General features: G+C 55.4%; 14 protein-coding genes and 1 tRNA gene. 10 read left to right on the forward strand and 5 right to left on the reverse strand.

Annotation, left to right across the window (positions count from 1 at the left end):
• The first annotated feature begins 143 nt into the window (after positions 1 to 143).
• Entirely contained in the window at positions 144 to 407 is a 264-nt protein-coding gene (locus AMUC_RS06035) for a hypothetical protein (RefSeq protein ID WP_012420169.1), read from the forward strand.
• 56 nt (positions 408 to 463) lie between these two features.
• Complete coding sequence (locus tag AMUC_RS12810) at positions 464 to 1285, forward strand: hypothetical protein (protein WP_012420170.1); 822 nt, start codon at positions 464 to 466, stop codon at positions 1283 to 1285.
• Between the two features lie 255 nt (positions 1286 to 1540).
• On the opposite strand, the gene AMUC_RS06045 is transcribed toward AMUC_RS12810, so the two are convergent.
• A complete protein-coding gene (locus AMUC_RS06045) occupies positions 1541 to 2878 on the reverse strand; it encodes an MATE family efflux transporter (RefSeq protein WP_012420172.1) in 1338 nt (445 codons plus the stop codon).
• Positions 2879 to 3015: 137 nt separating this feature from the next.
• Positions 3016 to 4815, reverse strand: coding sequence for a TrkH family potassium uptake protein (locus AMUC_RS06050; protein WP_143245857.1), 1800 nt, complete (start codon positions 4813 to 4815; stop codon positions 3016 to 3018).
• 200 nt (positions 4816 to 5015) lie between these two features.
• On the opposite strand from AMUC_RS06050, the gene AMUC_RS06055 reads away from it, so the two are divergent.
• Positions 5016 to 5102, forward strand: a tRNA-Leu gene (locus AMUC_RS06055).
• 109 nt (positions 5103 to 5211) lie between these two features.
• On the opposite strand, the gene AMUC_RS06060 is transcribed toward AMUC_RS06055, so the two are convergent.
• Genes AMUC_RS06060 through AMUC_RS06070 form a run of 3 tightly spaced genes read right to left on the reverse strand, consistent with a single transcriptional unit; the run spans position 5212 to position 6341 of the window.
• Positions 5212 to 5550, reverse strand: a complete 339-nt coding sequence (locus tag AMUC_RS06060; protein WP_012420174.1) for a hypothetical protein — start codon at positions 5548 to 5550, stop codon at positions 5212 to 5214.
• A 13-nt stretch (positions 5551 to 5563) separates the two neighbouring features.
• Positions 5564 to 6151 carry a M15 family metallopeptidase gene (locus AMUC_RS06065; RefSeq protein WP_012420175.1) on the reverse strand — a complete coding sequence of 196 codons (588 nt, stop codon included), beginning with the start codon at positions 6149 to 6151 and terminating at the stop codon, positions 5564 to 5566.
• Positions 6144 to 6341, reverse strand: coding sequence for a hypothetical protein (locus tag AMUC_RS06070; RefSeq protein WP_012420176.1), 198 nt, complete (start codon positions 6339 to 6341; stop codon positions 6144 to 6146). The genes AMUC_RS06065 and AMUC_RS06070 overlap by 8 nt, the downstream gene beginning before the upstream one ends.
• A 488-nt stretch (positions 6342 to 6829) precedes the next feature.
• Here AMUC_RS06070 and AMUC_RS06075 point away from each other — a divergent pair, with 488 nt between their 5' ends.
• The 7 genes from AMUC_RS06075 to AMUC_RS12005 all read left to right on the forward strand — a co-directional run bounded on the left by AMUC_RS06075 (position 6830) and on the right by AMUC_RS12005 (position 14217).
• On the forward strand, positions 6830 to 7876 hold the full coding sequence (locus AMUC_RS06075) for a hypothetical protein (protein WP_128191284.1): 1047 nt from the start codon (positions 6830 to 6832) through the stop codon (positions 7874 to 7876).
• Positions 7866 to 9056: a hypothetical protein gene (locus AMUC_RS06080; RefSeq protein WP_012420178.1), complete on the forward strand. Its 1191-nt coding sequence runs from the start codon at positions 7866 to 7868 to the stop codon at positions 9054 to 9056. The genes AMUC_RS06075 and AMUC_RS06080 overlap by 11 nt, the downstream gene beginning before the upstream one ends.
• Before the next feature lie 360 nt (positions 9057 to 9416).
• Entirely contained in the window at positions 9417 to 9815 is a 399-nt protein-coding gene (locus tag AMUC_RS06085; RefSeq protein ID WP_131072215.1) for a hypothetical protein, read from the forward strand.
• Between the two features lie 96 nt (positions 9816 to 9911).
• A complete protein-coding gene (locus tag AMUC_RS06090; RefSeq protein ID WP_143245858.1) occupies positions 9912 to 10640 on the forward strand; it encodes a hypothetical protein in 729 nt (242 codons plus the stop codon).
• A 33-nt stretch (positions 10641 to 10673) separates the two neighbouring features.
• Positions 10674 to 11717, forward strand: a complete 1044-nt coding sequence (locus AMUC_RS06095; RefSeq protein WP_012420181.1) for a glycosyltransferase — start codon at positions 10674 to 10676, stop codon at positions 11715 to 11717.
• Between the two features lie 23 nt (positions 11718 to 11740).
• A complete protein-coding gene (locus tag AMUC_RS06100) occupies positions 11741 to 12499 on the forward strand; it encodes an alpha-1,2-fucosyltransferase (protein WP_157738252.1) in 759 nt (252 codons plus the stop codon).
• Positions 12500 to 12528: 29 nt separating this feature from the next.
• Complete coding sequence (locus AMUC_RS12005) at positions 12529 to 14217, forward strand: glycosyl transferase family protein (protein WP_012420183.1); 1689 nt, start codon at positions 12529 to 12531, stop codon at positions 14215 to 14217.
• Positions 14218 to 14387: the final 170 nt, after the last annotated feature.

Below are 14387 nucleotides of genomic sequence, written 5' to 3' on the forward strand. Positions count from 1 at the left end.
CCGGGTGGCGGTTATTTCCAATAAAAGCCCTGGCTGGAATGGGAAATGCCGCGTCCGCATGCCATTCGGGAGAGAATGTCTGCCCGGAAAAAATGCGCGTTCATTTGGTTCCATAGTAAAATAAAAGCAACAAAAGGACTATCATGGAAATACCGGAGGAAATGATTGAAACGCTGGTGCCTGCCGTTCGGGAGCAGCTGGAGTCGCCGGACACCGCTTATGTCAAAAACTGTCTGGAACGCCTGACGGGGCGGGAAAAACTGGGAGAACAGGAAGCTCTGGAACTGATGGCGCAGGCTCTGGCCATTACTATTAATGCGATGGTGGTGGGGGGCCGCTCTTTTGATTCGGGAAAGTACAAGGCGCTGTTGAAAGATCTCCCGGCTCTTCCGGATGAGGCTCCGTGATAAATCTCGACAATCTCCGGAATTGATTCATAATCCTTTCTTTCACTTGAAATTTTATGGCAAAAAAACCATTAGAAACAGGTGCTCCGGAAGCGTCCGCAGCTAAAAAAACGGCTGCTCGCAAGACGACGGCCAAAAAGACGGCCTCTACTACCAAAAAGGCCGCCGCAGCTGAAAAAAAAGCTGCTGCTGACGCCGCTTCCGTAGAAGCACCCAAAACCAAAATCAAAACGGTCAAGTCCGCCCCGAAAACCGCGGTGAAGACAAAAACCGCGAAAACAGCCAAAAAGGCGGCTGATGAAAAGGCCCCTGTCTCTGAAACGGTTGTTGCCCCTTCCGAGGCCCCGGCTCCTTCCGCTCCCGTGGAAAAGGAGATGATGCCCGAAGCTCCCCAGAAGCCCCAGGCTGCCGCTCCGGTCAAGGTCAAGCGGGAATCGTTCCGCCCCAATCGCAATGCGGAACAGCAGGAGCGCCATGAACAGCATGGCGGAGATGTCTTTGCCCAGCCGGAAACGGTGGGCGGCGCCTCCGAAGGGCCCTTTAACAAGCGCAAGCGCCGCCGCCGCAATAAGAAAGGCGGCGGTTCCGAAGACCGCCAGCCCATGCAGGATGCCGCTTCTCTCAAGCAGTTGGATTGTAAGAAGGTGGCTTCCCGTGCCTGGAAAATGTTCCTGGCGGAGGTGTCTGAAGAAGGCCTTGCCCTGATGGACGACCAGACGGCGCGTGAGGCGGCCCGCCGCGCTTTCCGCTGTGCGGAATTCTTCATGATGGAGGAAGCGCGCCGCAAGCATGCCCAAAAAGCAGCTCTCCAGCAGCAGGAGAAAACTTCTTCTCCGGAAGAGGAACGGGATTCCGAAGAGGATTCCGGCGAAGAATAATTCCTGTCTGTGTTGATGTTTTTGCCCTGCGGCGGATGCCGCAGGGCGTTTTTGTATCTTCCGGGCTTATTTTCCGCAGTTTGAATGGCCGTGTTTTATCCGGTGCATTGGGAAGCAGCATGCGCCGCCCTTTGCCACCTGGGGGCAAAAAGCAGCCTTTTCTCCAACCAGGGCATTTTTTGAGAATGGGAGAGCGTTGGAGACGCCTGGATGAAAGCGGACTTTATTTCGTGCCGTTCCCCGTTCTTGTTCCTCCTAAACCTTTTTGCCTCTCCATTTCCCGCTCTTGAGGTACCACCATGCCAGGAAGATCAGGGTAACGCCGTAAACGTGTTCGGAAAACCAGCAGAGAGCCACATCCGGCTTGAGCCTGATGATGCCGTAATAAATGACGGCCGTGTAAACGGCCAGGGAAATCATTTCCATGATGAATCCCGCCTTGGTATTGCCTGTGCCGGATACGGCATTGAACAGGATGAATGACGGAGCCATGATCAGTGTGGAAGAAGCCATCACATACACGGAATTGACGCTGGCGGCAATCAGGGACGGACTATCCGTGAAGGCACGGAGGACGGACTCCGGAAACAGGCACAGTATGATGAGCAGGGGGATCAGGATGGCGTATGTCAGTTTGAGAGTCATGCCGCAGGTTTTGAACAGGCAGCGCTGTTCTCCCGCTCCAATCTGGTTGCTGATGAGAGCTCCTGCCGTGGTGGCAAAAGCGCTGATCACCATGATCAGCAGGGCGGAAATATTGCGGACGATGTTGGTAACGGCCAGCGGGCGTTCCCCCAAATGTTCAATCGCCAGGAAAAAAATAAACCAGATGGAGACGGAAATAAAAGATTGCACCATGGTCCATCCGGAAATGGACAGCATTCCCTTCAGCAGATGGGGGCGGAGTGTGAATGCCCGGCGGAAGCCGTACTTCCGTTTATCCGCCGTCATGCTTGTGTAGATGATGAAAAAGAGAAGGGAGACTGCTTCCGATACGCTGGAGGCAATGGCCGCCCCTGCTATGCCTGCGGCGGGAAAGCCGCCTTTCCCGAAAATGAGGCAGTAATTTAACGCGACATTGCTCAGGAGCATGACAATGGAATTGACCGTCAGAATTTTCGTCTGGGTAATCCCCACGTAATAGGCTCGGAACATGACGCAGAGGAAAGAGAAAAAAATACCGTAGGTGCGCCAGTGCAGGTAATCCGCCGTGGCCCCGTACACCTGTGGAGATTCAATGATGTCCCGCAGGATGATGGGGGAAAAATATTGGGATGCGGCGAAAAGGGCTACCGCCAGGACCAGCATGAAATAACAGCCCTGAACCATGGTGGGGGCAATCCTGTTGTAACGGCGTTCCCCGTTGCGGCGCGCAATGATGATTTGTGCGCCAAAGCCGAAGCCGAATGCCAGCATGAACATGGCCATGTAATACACGCCGCCCAGAGCGCATGCTCCCAGCGCCACGTCCCCCACGCGCCCCAGGAAGACGGCATCCGTCAGGCCGATCATATGCTCAATGATCAGGCTGATCATGAGGGGGTATGACATGAGCCATATCTTTTGATAGGAAGTAAAAGAAGGATTATTCATAGCGGGGGCAGCCTGCGGGCATGGTCCGCCAAGGGCAGGCGCTAAAGGCCAAATATTTTTGAATTAAAATGTTTTCTTGCAAGAAAGAAATGCGTTTGCTTCCGCACATGTCATGAAAATGGGGGTAATGCCCCGGGTCAGCTGAGCGGCAGTCTGGTTTCCGGATACCGCAGGGGGGATTTGGTTGGTTGTTTCATGAAGGCCAGCACGAAAGCCACCATGCCCACACGGCCCACAATCATGTTGAACACGATGATCCATTTGCCGGCATCACTGAGTTCCGGAGTGACGTTCCATGAAAAGCCTACCGTGGCGAAAGAGCTGACTACCTCGAAAAACAGGCGTTCCAGACTCAACCGCGGTTCTGCAAAACACATGACCGTAGTCATCATGCCTACCCAGGCTCCGGCCAGGATGACGGTGATGACGGCCCGTTCCACCACATTGCGGGCAATCCGGCGCTTGTGCATGACCACGTCTTTCTTGCCCTGTAAAATGCGCGCCACCTCCCCGCAGGAAACGGCAAATGCGGTGGTATGGACCCCTCCCGTGGTGGAACCGGGATTGCCTCCGATGAACATGAGAGCTCCCAGAAACAGGGCGTATGGAGCGCTGTTGAGCGCCATGTTCGAAATGTTGAATCCTGCTGTGCGGGCCGTTGCATTGAACAGGCTCTCCCACAAAATCCAGTACCACGGATCGGCAGACGTAAACAGGCTGCCGTCAATTATTTTAATCAGGAACAGGATCAGCCCGCCGCCAAGCACCAGAGCGGCGGTCATGCGTACGACCAGCCAGCTGTATGTGGACCAGTGGCGGCTGACGGTGTTCCGGGCATCCCAGCCCAGTGCGACTCTGGCCCGGCGGACGATTTCCAGATACATGGCGAATCCCAGGCTGCCGCAAAGCACCATGACCATGATGGTAATCTGGCCGCCCATATTGTAGGCTACGCCCGGTGTGGCCAGGTTATCCGCAAACAGGCTGAATCCCGCATTGCAGAAACCGGAAACGGAATGGAAGACGGCGTACCACCAGAGCGTGTCTCCCTCCAGCCCCGGAACATGTCTCCAGGAAAAATAGAGGCCTATGGCGCCCAGCGCTTCCACTCCGAACGTGACGGCAATAATATTCTTGATGAACCGGTCTACCTGGGCAATGCCTTCTTCATCCAGCAGGTTGCTGATGGTTACCTTGGAACGCAGGCTCAACCCCTGGCCAACCATCAGGGAGACGAAATAAGTGAACGTCATGATGCCGAAAGCTCCCACTTGGAAAAGCACCAGCAAAATGGTCTGTCCGTAATTGGTGAAGTGTTCATGAACATTCAGGGGGACCAGCCCCGTGACGCAGACGGCGCTGGTGCTGATGAAATAGGCGTCCGTGGCGGAAAGGACGATGCCGTCCTTGGTAGCTCCCGGCGACATGAGAAGAGTTCCTCCCAGCGCAATGAAGGCAATCAGGGTAAGCAGGAAAAGAAGGGCGGGACGAATGCGCGGGAGGTGGAAGCCCCTGTTCCGGCGGGCGATGCGGAAAAAATATTCCTTGAGGTTCAGCAGAGGGGCGGCTCCGTAGCAGAGGCAGAGCGCGCGGAAAATGTTCTGAAGCTCTATTTTGGAGATAAAGGTGGAATGGAAAAAGTCGCCTGCCAGCATGACCAGAATCACCAGCCCCAGCCCCAGTTCTACCCACCGGGGGTTGCGGATGGCCCTGGCAAGCCATTTTTCCCGCAAAATGCCGATGACGCCCGTGAGCTGGCCCAGCACCAGGAAGGAGAGAATTTCGCGGAAATAGCGCAGGGAAAGCTGGTCTTCATGAATTTCCCCGAAGCCGTTCCACCACAGCAGCCACATCAATGCGGCCAGTGTGCACAGGCCGAACCCCATTTCCATGACCTCAAAACGGTTCAATAGCGGTTTTTCATTCGTCTCATTCACAAGCCTGCAATGGTGATGCCTCTGATGCTGGGGGGAGACTACTGCATACGGAAAGATTTGAGAAGCCCTTATATCGTTTCCAGGCGGCCCCGGCTGGAGGCAGGAAGGCGCCTTTGGGAAAAATTTTTTTCATGTGAAGGAAAATAGTTGCCAATCCGCCGCCGCCGTGCATAATAAGCCCCGTTCTTACCAAACCATGTGCGCTCGTGGCGGAATTGGTAGACGCGCTAGATTCAGGTTCTAGTGGGGGTTCCCCCGTGAAGGTTCGAGTCCTTTCGGGCGCACCAAACAAGGCCCTGCAAGTTAACTGCTTGCAGGGCCTTACTGGTTTTATGATGTATTCGTGCATTGGCTTTGACGCAACGCCGGAAGATTGGTGAAGGGGCTGGATAAGGATTATTGCTCCGTTGTTAAGGAACGCCTGTGGTTTTCAGGGGAGGGGGCGTTGCCTTTTTGGGAGTGGATGCCTGCGAATTGTTCATGCGCCAGCTTCATGAACATACAGGAGGAACATTTCCTTTCAGCGGTAATGCGTTGTCTGCGCTCCTGGTCGTAAAGTTTCTCGTAGCGTTCGGCGCGTTTCATTTCCCTCCAGAGGAAGATGCCCATCACGGCTGCCACGGAGGCGCCGTTTTGAACGTATTCAAGCAGGGGATTGAGTTCTGAAGTCGCCATGCAAACAACCGCAAGGGTGTTGGCTAAAACGACACTTGTAGTAACGGCAGTCTGGGTCATGGGGCTGGAAAGGTCATGTTTCGAAACTTCTGCGCGCTTCGGAAATGCTTCCGAATTGATGGAGCTGCAAATGCGGCGGATCTGTAAAGGATTTCCATGTTCCTCCCCACTCCAGGCCGTCAATTTTTGCGTAAAGTTTGCCAAGAGTGGTGTAAAGAGGGTGATTGGGCAGGTAGTTGCGGTCCTGGAAAATTCCAAAATCCCAGGCCAGGCCGAAGTTGTGCCAGCTCTGGCCGCCGCGGGCATTCGTTACTTTAGGGCGTTGCCTGTAGAGGTCATTCTGTTCGGCATACGTGCGCGTTCCGCAGATAATTTTTGCTTCATATCCCTGGTTGGCGGCTTCATTCCGGGCCAGTTTGAACCACTGCCGGGCGGCTTTTTGCGCTTCCGGAAGAAGGGTGGAGATGTTCCGTTCGGTGCGTTCGTCAAAGCATCCGGTCTCCATTTTGTACCGGTCGGCGTCCGTGCTCCAGCGTTCCGTTCCGTTCCGCGTGCCGTTGCCGGGAATGCCGTCAATGGCTCCGTGATAGTACCCGGCCAGGCGCAAGAGCCTTTGCCAGTAGAAGGTATCTTTCTGCAGGTCGGAAATGCTGTCAGCCATTGTCGTGGTTTTCCTGTTCCTTTTTCCGGTCTTTGGTGACAATGCCGATGAGGCCTGCCGCCGCCATGCCTGCGGCGATAATCTGGTCGGCAAGAGCTTGTTCGATAGTGGCTCCGCAGGCTGTGGCCAGGGCAAGGAGGCCCAGCCATGTGGAACGTTCCGTCAGTCGATTGAGAATGTATTTGAACATGTGATGGTCGGTTGGTATTGAAAAGTCCCTCTGTGGGAGAAGGGGGAAACCCGCCTTTCCGGGAATGCCAAAGGATGGGGAAAAGGTTTTTCCGAATCCTCTCCGCCAATGAGGAAAGGGTGCTATCGGTTCTCCGCACAAGTTGCTCTGAGGTTGCTGCCGCGATTTGCAAAGATTCCGCGGATACTTTTATTGCTTGCCCTAATCGGCAAAATCCGTCACAGGAAACGATACTTGTCTTTTATTCATGAAGATACCATAATGCGCCAACCAACGCCATTATGAATAACCGTTTAACATCGTTTATTATCCGCAGATTTCTACCATTTCTCCGATATGAATATCTCAGGGAATTGGAAGCGTACCTCAGAAAAGAGGTAACCGGTTTTCCTACTGTAATTCCTCCTGAACCTTTTTCCGACCGCCAACAGCTGGAGGCATACCGCAGGGCTCTCGGGCAAACTATTATTTCCGGCATTTGTTACCGGATGTACGGCCTTAAAAAGGAGACGGACAGGATTTACCGTATTTTCCACCTTTTGCAAACGTGCAGTTCCGGTGAAGCTACTGCGGATTTGCGGGAATACGCCGAATCGTTGGGCGTTTCCGTCAACAGAGATTTTTCCAATGGAATTGAACTCGCCGTTCTGCATTTTCTGGACGGCAATATCAGCTTGCTCAGGCAGATTGAGGAATTGCATTCCATTAAAAAGAGGAAATCGTATCGTATTCTTCCCCCCATGAAAGATGCGCTTCCTTTCCCCATGATTACGGAGAAAGAAAGGGAGAAGGAAAAAGAAGGCTGCCGTCAATATCTGTCCCGAATTTTGTCGCAGAAGGGGATGACTGACGTATGCGTTATCAGCTGTGACCGGATTTCCTCTGATTACTGGTTTACCATCAAACGGGGGCATTATCAGGAAACCGTTGATGAGGTTGACACGTCGGCCAAAGAGATAGTCAGCAGCATACGTACTCCCGGGAATACGGACATTGTCATCTACAGGGGGAGTTCGAAATGCCTGTACATCAATTTACAGGTCAGCGCCAGAATCCAATGGATGATGCGGGCCTATGCCGTCATTGCTGGCCGCATGCTGTTCGGCTCGGATATTTGGGAATTAAGGAACCGCTACACCCTGAGCGTGTTTAATAAGAAGCCCATCGCCGATATTGAGGTGTTCAATAATATTCCGGGTCTGCGAAGGGTTGCTGTTTATAAGCTTGTCATGTCCAGGCCTCTCCATGCAAGGAAGAGGACGGAGAAAGAGGTGTTGATGAGGGGATTTACAGGCACTTACAAAAGCCTTTCCGAGCTTGGCGATGAAGACGGCCCCCTGATTGTCGTCCCCAGCGGGTTCCATGTGGACAAGGCGTTTTTTTATTTTGAGTTTGAAGAAGGAGACCCGAAAACCGTTTCTTTGACTCCCGATTCCAATGGCCTGGAATTGGAAAGCGAGCAATACAGGCTCATTGATATGTATTTTGAACAGGCTGGTTTTGACCAGTTGTACAATAGGATTCATGGAGCTTAATTACGGCAATATCCTCAATATCATTATTGAAAGTGAGAGCCTGGAGTCTCCCGATTGGATATGGAAGGCCAGGGTGGGCGGGGATTTTTATCCGGGGCACTGGGTATGCGGCTGTAAACTTGCCGGAATATCCGGTGACTATTACAACCCCGACGATATCGGCAATCCTTTGAAAGTGGTGGCTCTGCCTCCGGAAGAAGAGCCTTTTTACGAGTACGGAGGGAACCCCGGGGAAGAAGACCGCAGGCGTTTTTATGTATTGAAGGAACCCTGCTGCCGGGAGCCTGTTGAGAGGAGCGAGCTTTTCGTGCATGCCCTGGTGTTCGGGAAAATTGCTTTGAATATTGCCCGTTCCTGCGGAAAGACGGAGAGGGAAATCAGCGGAACGGAGCTGATTCCGGAGTGCCTGATCAGGCTTTTTGATTTTCCTGTAACCGCCTATTTTGCTTTTGCTTTTGATGAGCGGCTGGTTTCCAGATGCCTGCGCGTCATCCGGCAGGCACAGCCGGAAAAGCCCTTTCTTCTCTTGGTGATGGGGAAGCGTTGGCGGACTGCCGCCATGGAGGCTGCAATTGTTGAGAAGTACAAAGGCATCGTTGTTTCCATTCCCGACGTCATGGTGACGACGAAAGATGGATTTGCCTGGGCATACGGCTATTCCTGGGAGTGGCTCAGGCAGGGCATGCCTGTGCATGCGCGCACGGGGGAAAGCCTTCCAACCGGCACCATGTGGGAGGATCTGTGGATTTCCGTGACCGATGAGCGGGAAATAGTCTTTTCCTGTTCACGGGGCGGTGGAGAAGTGAAGGAATTCATGAGGTTTTCCTATCGGGAGGAAAAACGTTTTTTCAGCAGGCAACGGGCGGCGGCGGGTCAGGATTCCACGAAGCCGGCTTATAAGATGCTGTTTTTGTACGTAATGAATCCGGATAAAGCCTGTTTGGACAAGGAGCTTCTGAAAAGGGCCGGGATAGGGAATGAGGCGGAAGCCAGGTCGGATTTGAGAAAAGTTCTTGTGGAAAGGCTGCCCCAGCTAGCGGAAAGAGACCCGTTTGCCAAGAAAAGGGAGAAGTCAAGGCAGGGCATGTACCGCCGGTTCCAGGTAGTGCCCTGTAAATCTTATATCCGTCCTTTGGAACTGATGCTTTCGCTTGAAAGGAAGCCGGAAAGGCACAGGTAGGAGGGCAGGCGGTTATAGACCCTCCCCATGAGCGGCTAGCTGGATGAGCTTATTCGTCCAGCTAGCCGCTTTCTTTTGGTAAATATATGAATTTCAAATAATAATGATGATGTGAAAGTGGGGTGTTTTTCGCTAGCTGGATAAGTCCGCACAGGGTTGGTGAATATGCACGAAAAGCAATCACCATCCTTGTTGGAAACCGTGGAAAACCACGCCTTATATCTCGCTCAGCGCCTCCGTTCAAAAGCAAAATCCATCGGATTTCAGATACCTGAGGAAGAGTATCTGGATGTCCTTCAACGGTTCAGAATCCGATGTTGGGAAATTTGCCGCCGTTACCGGAAAGGCGGCGCCGCCGGCATGAAAACATACCTGGGCAATGCAACCGTTTTTGAGCCGGAACGCTATTTGCGCGAGAGGAACCGGAAGAAGAGGCTGCTGCTGCGGGAAGCCCGTCCTCTTGAATATGAGAATGGCCGGGAAATTGATGCTGATGAGCATTCGGAATTCCTTTCCGGGCTGATGTTCCGGGAAGAATTCGCGCGGGAAATGGAATCTCTGGAGCCGCTGGAAAGGGCGCTGGTTGAGGCATTGATTGACGCTGAAGGGAATTTGTCACGGGCTGCCAGAAGCATTCGTCTGGAGGAAAGCAGAGCGCGCCGAATCAGGAAGCGCCTCCGGGAGGAAAAATTCACTTTTTTAAGAAATGGGCGGCGAATTTCCGGAAACGCGGCAAGCAATCATAGTGAAGGCAGATGAACGTTCTTTCTTTTCTGGCGCATGCCCTGTCCGGGACAGCTTCGTGAAGAGCCGTTTATTCACTTTATCAAGAACCATAAGTATTTGAAAAACAAAATGATGAATACAACAAAAACATGCGGGAATTCCAGTTCCCGGCCTCAGCGTTCGGAAAATTCCCTTTCCTGTCCCGTGGCGGATGCCGCGGCAGGCCCCTCTCATGAACCCCTGCTTCCCGTAGGCACGGTTACCGGAGATATCAGGAACAACGACATTGTCCTTCCCCGCCTGAACATTGTTCAAAGCGTAGGCGCCCTTTCCGGGATATTTCCCCCCGGCAGTATCATCCTCAACAGGGAGGTTGTTCTTTCCGACGGAAGCGTTCCTCTGGAGCTTTCCGTGCTTTCCGCACGCAAGCAGTTTATTGAAAAACTCCCCTTTGATTCCGTGGAGAAGCCGGCCGTCTTCAATTCTCTGGAAGAAGTAATAGCCTCCGGAGGCACGGTCGGCAGAGAGCCGGGAAACCGGCCTTCTTTCGCTCCCGTTCTGCATGTGCAGGCGCTTTTCAAGGCTCCGGAGGGCGTGGATTATCCCTTTCCCCTGGAGTACGAAGGAGAGGCTTTCGGGCTGGCTGCCTGGTCCCTGCGCGGCATGGCTTATTACCTTGCGGGGCGCGACATCCTCACGGCTTCCAGATTTGCCCTGAGGAATGAAGTATTCGCCGGCAAGTGGAAGCTTACGACCAGGCTCAGGAGGCTGGAACATAATGGCATTTTCATTCCCGCGCTGCGCAGTGCGGGCCGCAGTACACCGGAGTTCTCCTCCTTCATCAGGAGCATTGGTTAAATTTCTTACCCTCCGCAACGAAGAGCAGCGCTCATGAGCAGTCCAATCAGGAGATTATTCGTCAACGGGTTCCCGAGCCTCTACGGAGGAGCGGGAACGGAACTTCACCACCAGATCATTGTCTGGCGCAAGATGGGCGTGGAAGTCCATCTCATCCCGTCCTGGGATTACCACGGGGAGCCTCTTTACAACGAGATGGTTTCCCTGGGCGTTATCATGCACGCCCCAGCGGACTGGTCGGCTGTCCAACCCGGCGACCCCGTGCTCGGTTTCTGCAATGCCGGCTTCCTCAACGCCTTGCCGGAAATACGAAGGCATACGAAACGCACAGTTTTCATCAACTGCATGACGTGGCTTTTCCCCAGGGAAAAGGAGGCCATGCAAAAGGGGGAAATCGCCATGTTCCTCTATCAGAATGAAGCCGTCCGCCAGGAAGCCATGCCCGTGCTGCGCAAGCTCAACGGCGACCCGCAAGTGCAGTTCCTGACCTTCAGGCCCTATTTCCATGCGGAATCCTTTCCCTTTATCCGGGAACGCGATGAGGATTTCTTCGGTTGCGGGCGCATCTCCCGCCAGGATGCCGACAAATTCGCGGCCAACACCCTGCATATCTACGGCGCATTCGTATCCCCCGTGCAGAAGCGCGGCCTTTTCCTCGGTTTTGACAAGAGGAGCGAAGCCAAGATAGGCCGGCCCTTCGACTGGATTCGGATTGCCCGCAATCAAAGGGAAGTTTCCCAGCAGGATTTTTATAGGCACAGCCGGATCATCCTCCAGCCGACGGATACGACGGAGAACTGGCCCCGCATCGGCTTTGAGGCGATGGCCAGCGGAAGCGTGCTCATTGTGGACAACCGGGGCGGGTGGCGGCAGATGGTGGAGCACGGCAAAACAGGATGGCTGTGCAGCAACGAAAGGGATTTCATCTACTACGCTTCCAAAATGGCCTGTGAACCGAATCTTCGCGATGACATGGCGGAGGCGGCCCGGGCGCGCGGCCTGGAGCTGGGCGGGCTGGATGTTTCCCTGGAGAGCTGGAAGGAAGTGCTGGAGGCGATGGCAAGACTCCCGGAATGAACATGGAACGGAAAACCGGCCTTATGAATAAAAAATATGTTTCCCCGTGTTTCCTGCCCGGCATGCGGCTGGGCAACATCATGTTCACGCTGGCGGCCGCCTGTGCCCACGCCCGTACCGTAGGGGTGGAGTGCCGGGTGCCCTGGGCTTACAATGACGCTTCCCTGATGCTGCGCTCCCGGCTCGGCGGCTGGGTGCTCCCTTCTACGCCGTGCGGCACCAATGAACCTCCATCCTGGCAGGAACCTTCCTTTGCCTATTGTCCGGTTCCCTCCCGCATCCGGACGGGCGGGCTTCGCGGCTACTTCCAGAGCGCACGGTATTTTGAAGGGCAGGAAGCGTTCATCCGGGCGCTTTTCGCGCCTCTCACCGCGGAGAAGGAGCCCGGCGCCGTTGGCATTCACATCCGGCTTGGGGACTACAGGCGCCTCCGTGACAAGCACCGCATTCTGGACCCTGGTTTCCTGCGGAGGGCCGCAGGGCATTTATCATCCGGGAAGAACCGTCTGGTGCTGTTCAGCGATGAGCCGGACGAGGCGGCGGAGATGCTTGCGCGCGTGCCGGCATTCGGACGCTTTGCGCTGGAAATCGACCGCGGCGCTCCGTGCGAATCCCTCCGCCGCATGACGGCGATGGAGGAACTCGTCATGTCGTGTTCTTCCTTTTCCTGGTGGGGCGCGTGGCTGGGAAATACCCGGAAGGTCATCGTTCCGCGCGACTGGTTTGTCGGCGGTGTGGAAGACTACCGGGATATTTACCTGCCCCATTGGGTAACACTGTAATTCCGCCACGAACCCATACCCGTAAAACAATGAATACGAGAACCGTTACAAGCCTCTGGGTGGGCGGGGAACTTCCCCTGATGTCCGTTCTGTGCATCAAATCGTTCCTGGACCATGGCCATGCTTTCCAGCTTTTCACCTACCGGAATTACGACAATATTCCCGCGGGAACGCTTGTGCGCGATGCGCGGGATATTCTCCCGGAGGAGGCGATTTTCCATGATTCCCACAATAGCCTGGCGCCGTTTTCCGATTGGTTCCGCATGAAATTCCTTTCACAGGAAGGCGGCTTCTGGGTGGATATGGACGTCATCTGCCTGGGTGATGAACTTCCTGCCTCTCCTCTCTGGTTCTGCAGGGAGTGGGCGGAGGTGGTGGCCGTAGGCGCCATGGCCTTTCCTCCCGGTCATTCCGTTCCCGCAACCCTGTGCCGCCTTGCTGAGGATCCGGCGCTCCGCGTCCCCTGGGACTCTCCGGAAGAAGTCCGGGCCAAGGAGGAACTGCTACGCCGTGTGCCGGATATCGCCGATCGCCGGCGCCAGGTTCCATGGGGATTTTGCGGCCCCACCGGGATGACGCGCGCGTTGCGCCACTGCGGCCTGTTTGACCGGGCCGCTCCGTCTTCCCACATGTATCCGGTCCCCTGGACGAGATGGCGCGACTGCTACAACGGCAGCATACGCCTTGCCGGGCCGGAATTGTCCAATGCCTGGTGCGTCCACCTCTGGGGAGAGATGGCCAGGCGGGAGCCGGACGCCTGGGAAAATATGAGCCGCAGCAGCATGGCAGGCGAGCTGCTGGACAGGCATCTGCCGGGCCACGCCTGGAAGCCTGCCCCCGGGCCGCGTAAAAAAGTGAATATCCTGGTGGGCATCTGCAGCTGCACAGGCGCGGCGAACCGCCGCAAGGCGTGCCGGGAGACCTGGCTTTCCCATCCTCAGGAGGGTGTGGAATGCAGATTTTTCCTGGGGCGGCGCACTCCTTTGCCCAATGAGCCCGATGTAGTGGCCCTTTGGGTGGAGGACGATTACAGGCACCTGCCCGCCAAGGGGCTTGCCTTTTATCAATATGCCCTGGAACATTATGACTTTGACTGGCTTTTCAAGTGCGACGACGATACCTGGCTGGCGCTTGACCGCCTGGAAAGCCTCTGCGACGGCCGCTATGACCTTGTGGGCGACATGTCCCTGGCGGACAGGGGGTTCCCCAGCGGCGGAGCGGGCTACCTGATGAGCCGGGCGCTTGTGGAGGGTATTGTGGCGCACGGCGGCCGGGTTCCCGCCGTCGGGGCGGAGGACGTCATCTTCGGCCGGCTGGCGCGGGAACTGGGCGCGCGCGTCCATGCCACGCCGCGCCTCTTCCTCAGCCATGCTCCGGCGCCCCACCGCCTGAATGACCAGGTGAGCGCCCATTGGTGCTCTCCGGGCAGGATGCACGGCATTGAGGCCCTTTTCCATGATGAACCGGTGGCCGTTTATGACGCCGTGCATCCCCATTGGAGGGACGAACTCCTGTTTTTTGCCCGGGGCCGTTTCATGCGCGGCGCCGGCGGCTGCACCGGGCGCTACGTCCTGCAGGACGGGCTTCTCACGCTGTTCTGGGATGACTGGGCGCCGGAAGCTCTGGAAAAAAACGGCAGCGGATTTTCCCGCGGTCCGTTCTCCCTGACCCCTGCCGCCGGCAGCCGGCAGCTTCCTTTTCCGGAGTCCGTGTCCTGACGGGCATGGCCTCCATTCCCTGTTCTTCCCATCCGTCCGCCGTGGTGCGGCACGGGAAAGGAAGATGAACCAATCCAATCGGCGCCTTTCGCGCCGCAATAAAACAACAATCATCACACAATGTTTACCAACGATCAACAAAATGACGCCCCCTCTTTGAACAGGGGTTC

It is taken from the genome of Akkermansia muciniphila ATCC BAA-835, assembly GCF_000020225.1.
Lineage (GTDB): Bacteria > Verrucomicrobiota > Verrucomicrobiia > Verrucomicrobiales > Akkermansiaceae > Akkermansia > Akkermansia muciniphila.

What these genes read in the sequence shown, in the direction of transcription:
- AMUC_RS12810 (WP_012420170.1), top strand. Translation starts at nt 464, where the DNA reads ATGGCAAAAAAACCATTAGAAACAGGTGCTCCGGAAGCGTCCGCAGCT.
- AMUC_RS06095 (WP_012420181.1), top strand. Translation starts at nt 10,674, where the DNA reads ATGAGCAGTCCAATCAGGAGATTATTCGTCAACGGGTTCCCGAGCCTC.
- AMUC_RS06100 (WP_157738252.1), top strand. Translation starts at nt 11,741, where the DNA reads ATGAATAAAAAATATGTTTCCCCGTGTTTCCTGCCCGGCATGCGGCTG.
- AMUC_RS06035 (WP_012420169.1), top strand. Translation starts at nt 144, where the DNA reads ATGGAAATACCGGAGGAAATGATTGAAACGCTGGTGCCTGCCGTTCGG.
- AMUC_RS12005 (WP_012420183.1), top strand. Translation starts at nt 12,529, where the DNA reads ATGAATACGAGAACCGTTACAAGCCTCTGGGTGGGCGGGGAACTTCCC.
- AMUC_RS06060 (WP_012420174.1), bottom strand. Translation starts at nt 5,550, where the DNA reads ATGACCCAGACTGCCGTTACTACAAGTGTCGTTTTAGCCAACACCCTT.
- AMUC_RS06070 (WP_012420176.1), bottom strand. Translation starts at nt 6,341, where the DNA reads ATGTTCAAATACATTCTCAATCGACTGACGGAACGTTCCACATGGCTG.
- AMUC_RS06090 (WP_143245858.1), top strand. Translation starts at nt 9,912, where the DNA reads ATGATGAATACAACAAAAACATGCGGGAATTCCAGTTCCCGGCCTCAG.
- AMUC_RS06085 (WP_131072215.1), top strand. Translation starts at nt 9,417, where the DNA reads ATGAAAACATACCTGGGCAATGCAACCGTTTTTGAGCCGGAACGCTAT.
- AMUC_RS06080 (WP_012420178.1), top strand. Translation starts at nt 7,866, where the DNA reads ATGGAGCTTAATTACGGCAATATCCTCAATATCATTATTGAAAGTGAG.
- AMUC_RS06075 (WP_128191284.1), top strand. Translation starts at nt 6,830, where the DNA reads ATGTACGGCCTTAAAAAGGAGACGGACAGGATTTACCGTATTTTCCAC.
- AMUC_RS06065 (WP_012420175.1), bottom strand. Translation starts at nt 6,151, where the DNA reads ATGGCTGACAGCATTTCCGACCTGCAGAAAGATACCTTCTACTGGCAA.
- AMUC_RS06045 (WP_012420172.1), bottom strand. Translation starts at nt 2,878, where the DNA reads ATGAATAATCCTTCTTTTACTTCCTATCAAAAGATATGGCTCATGTCA.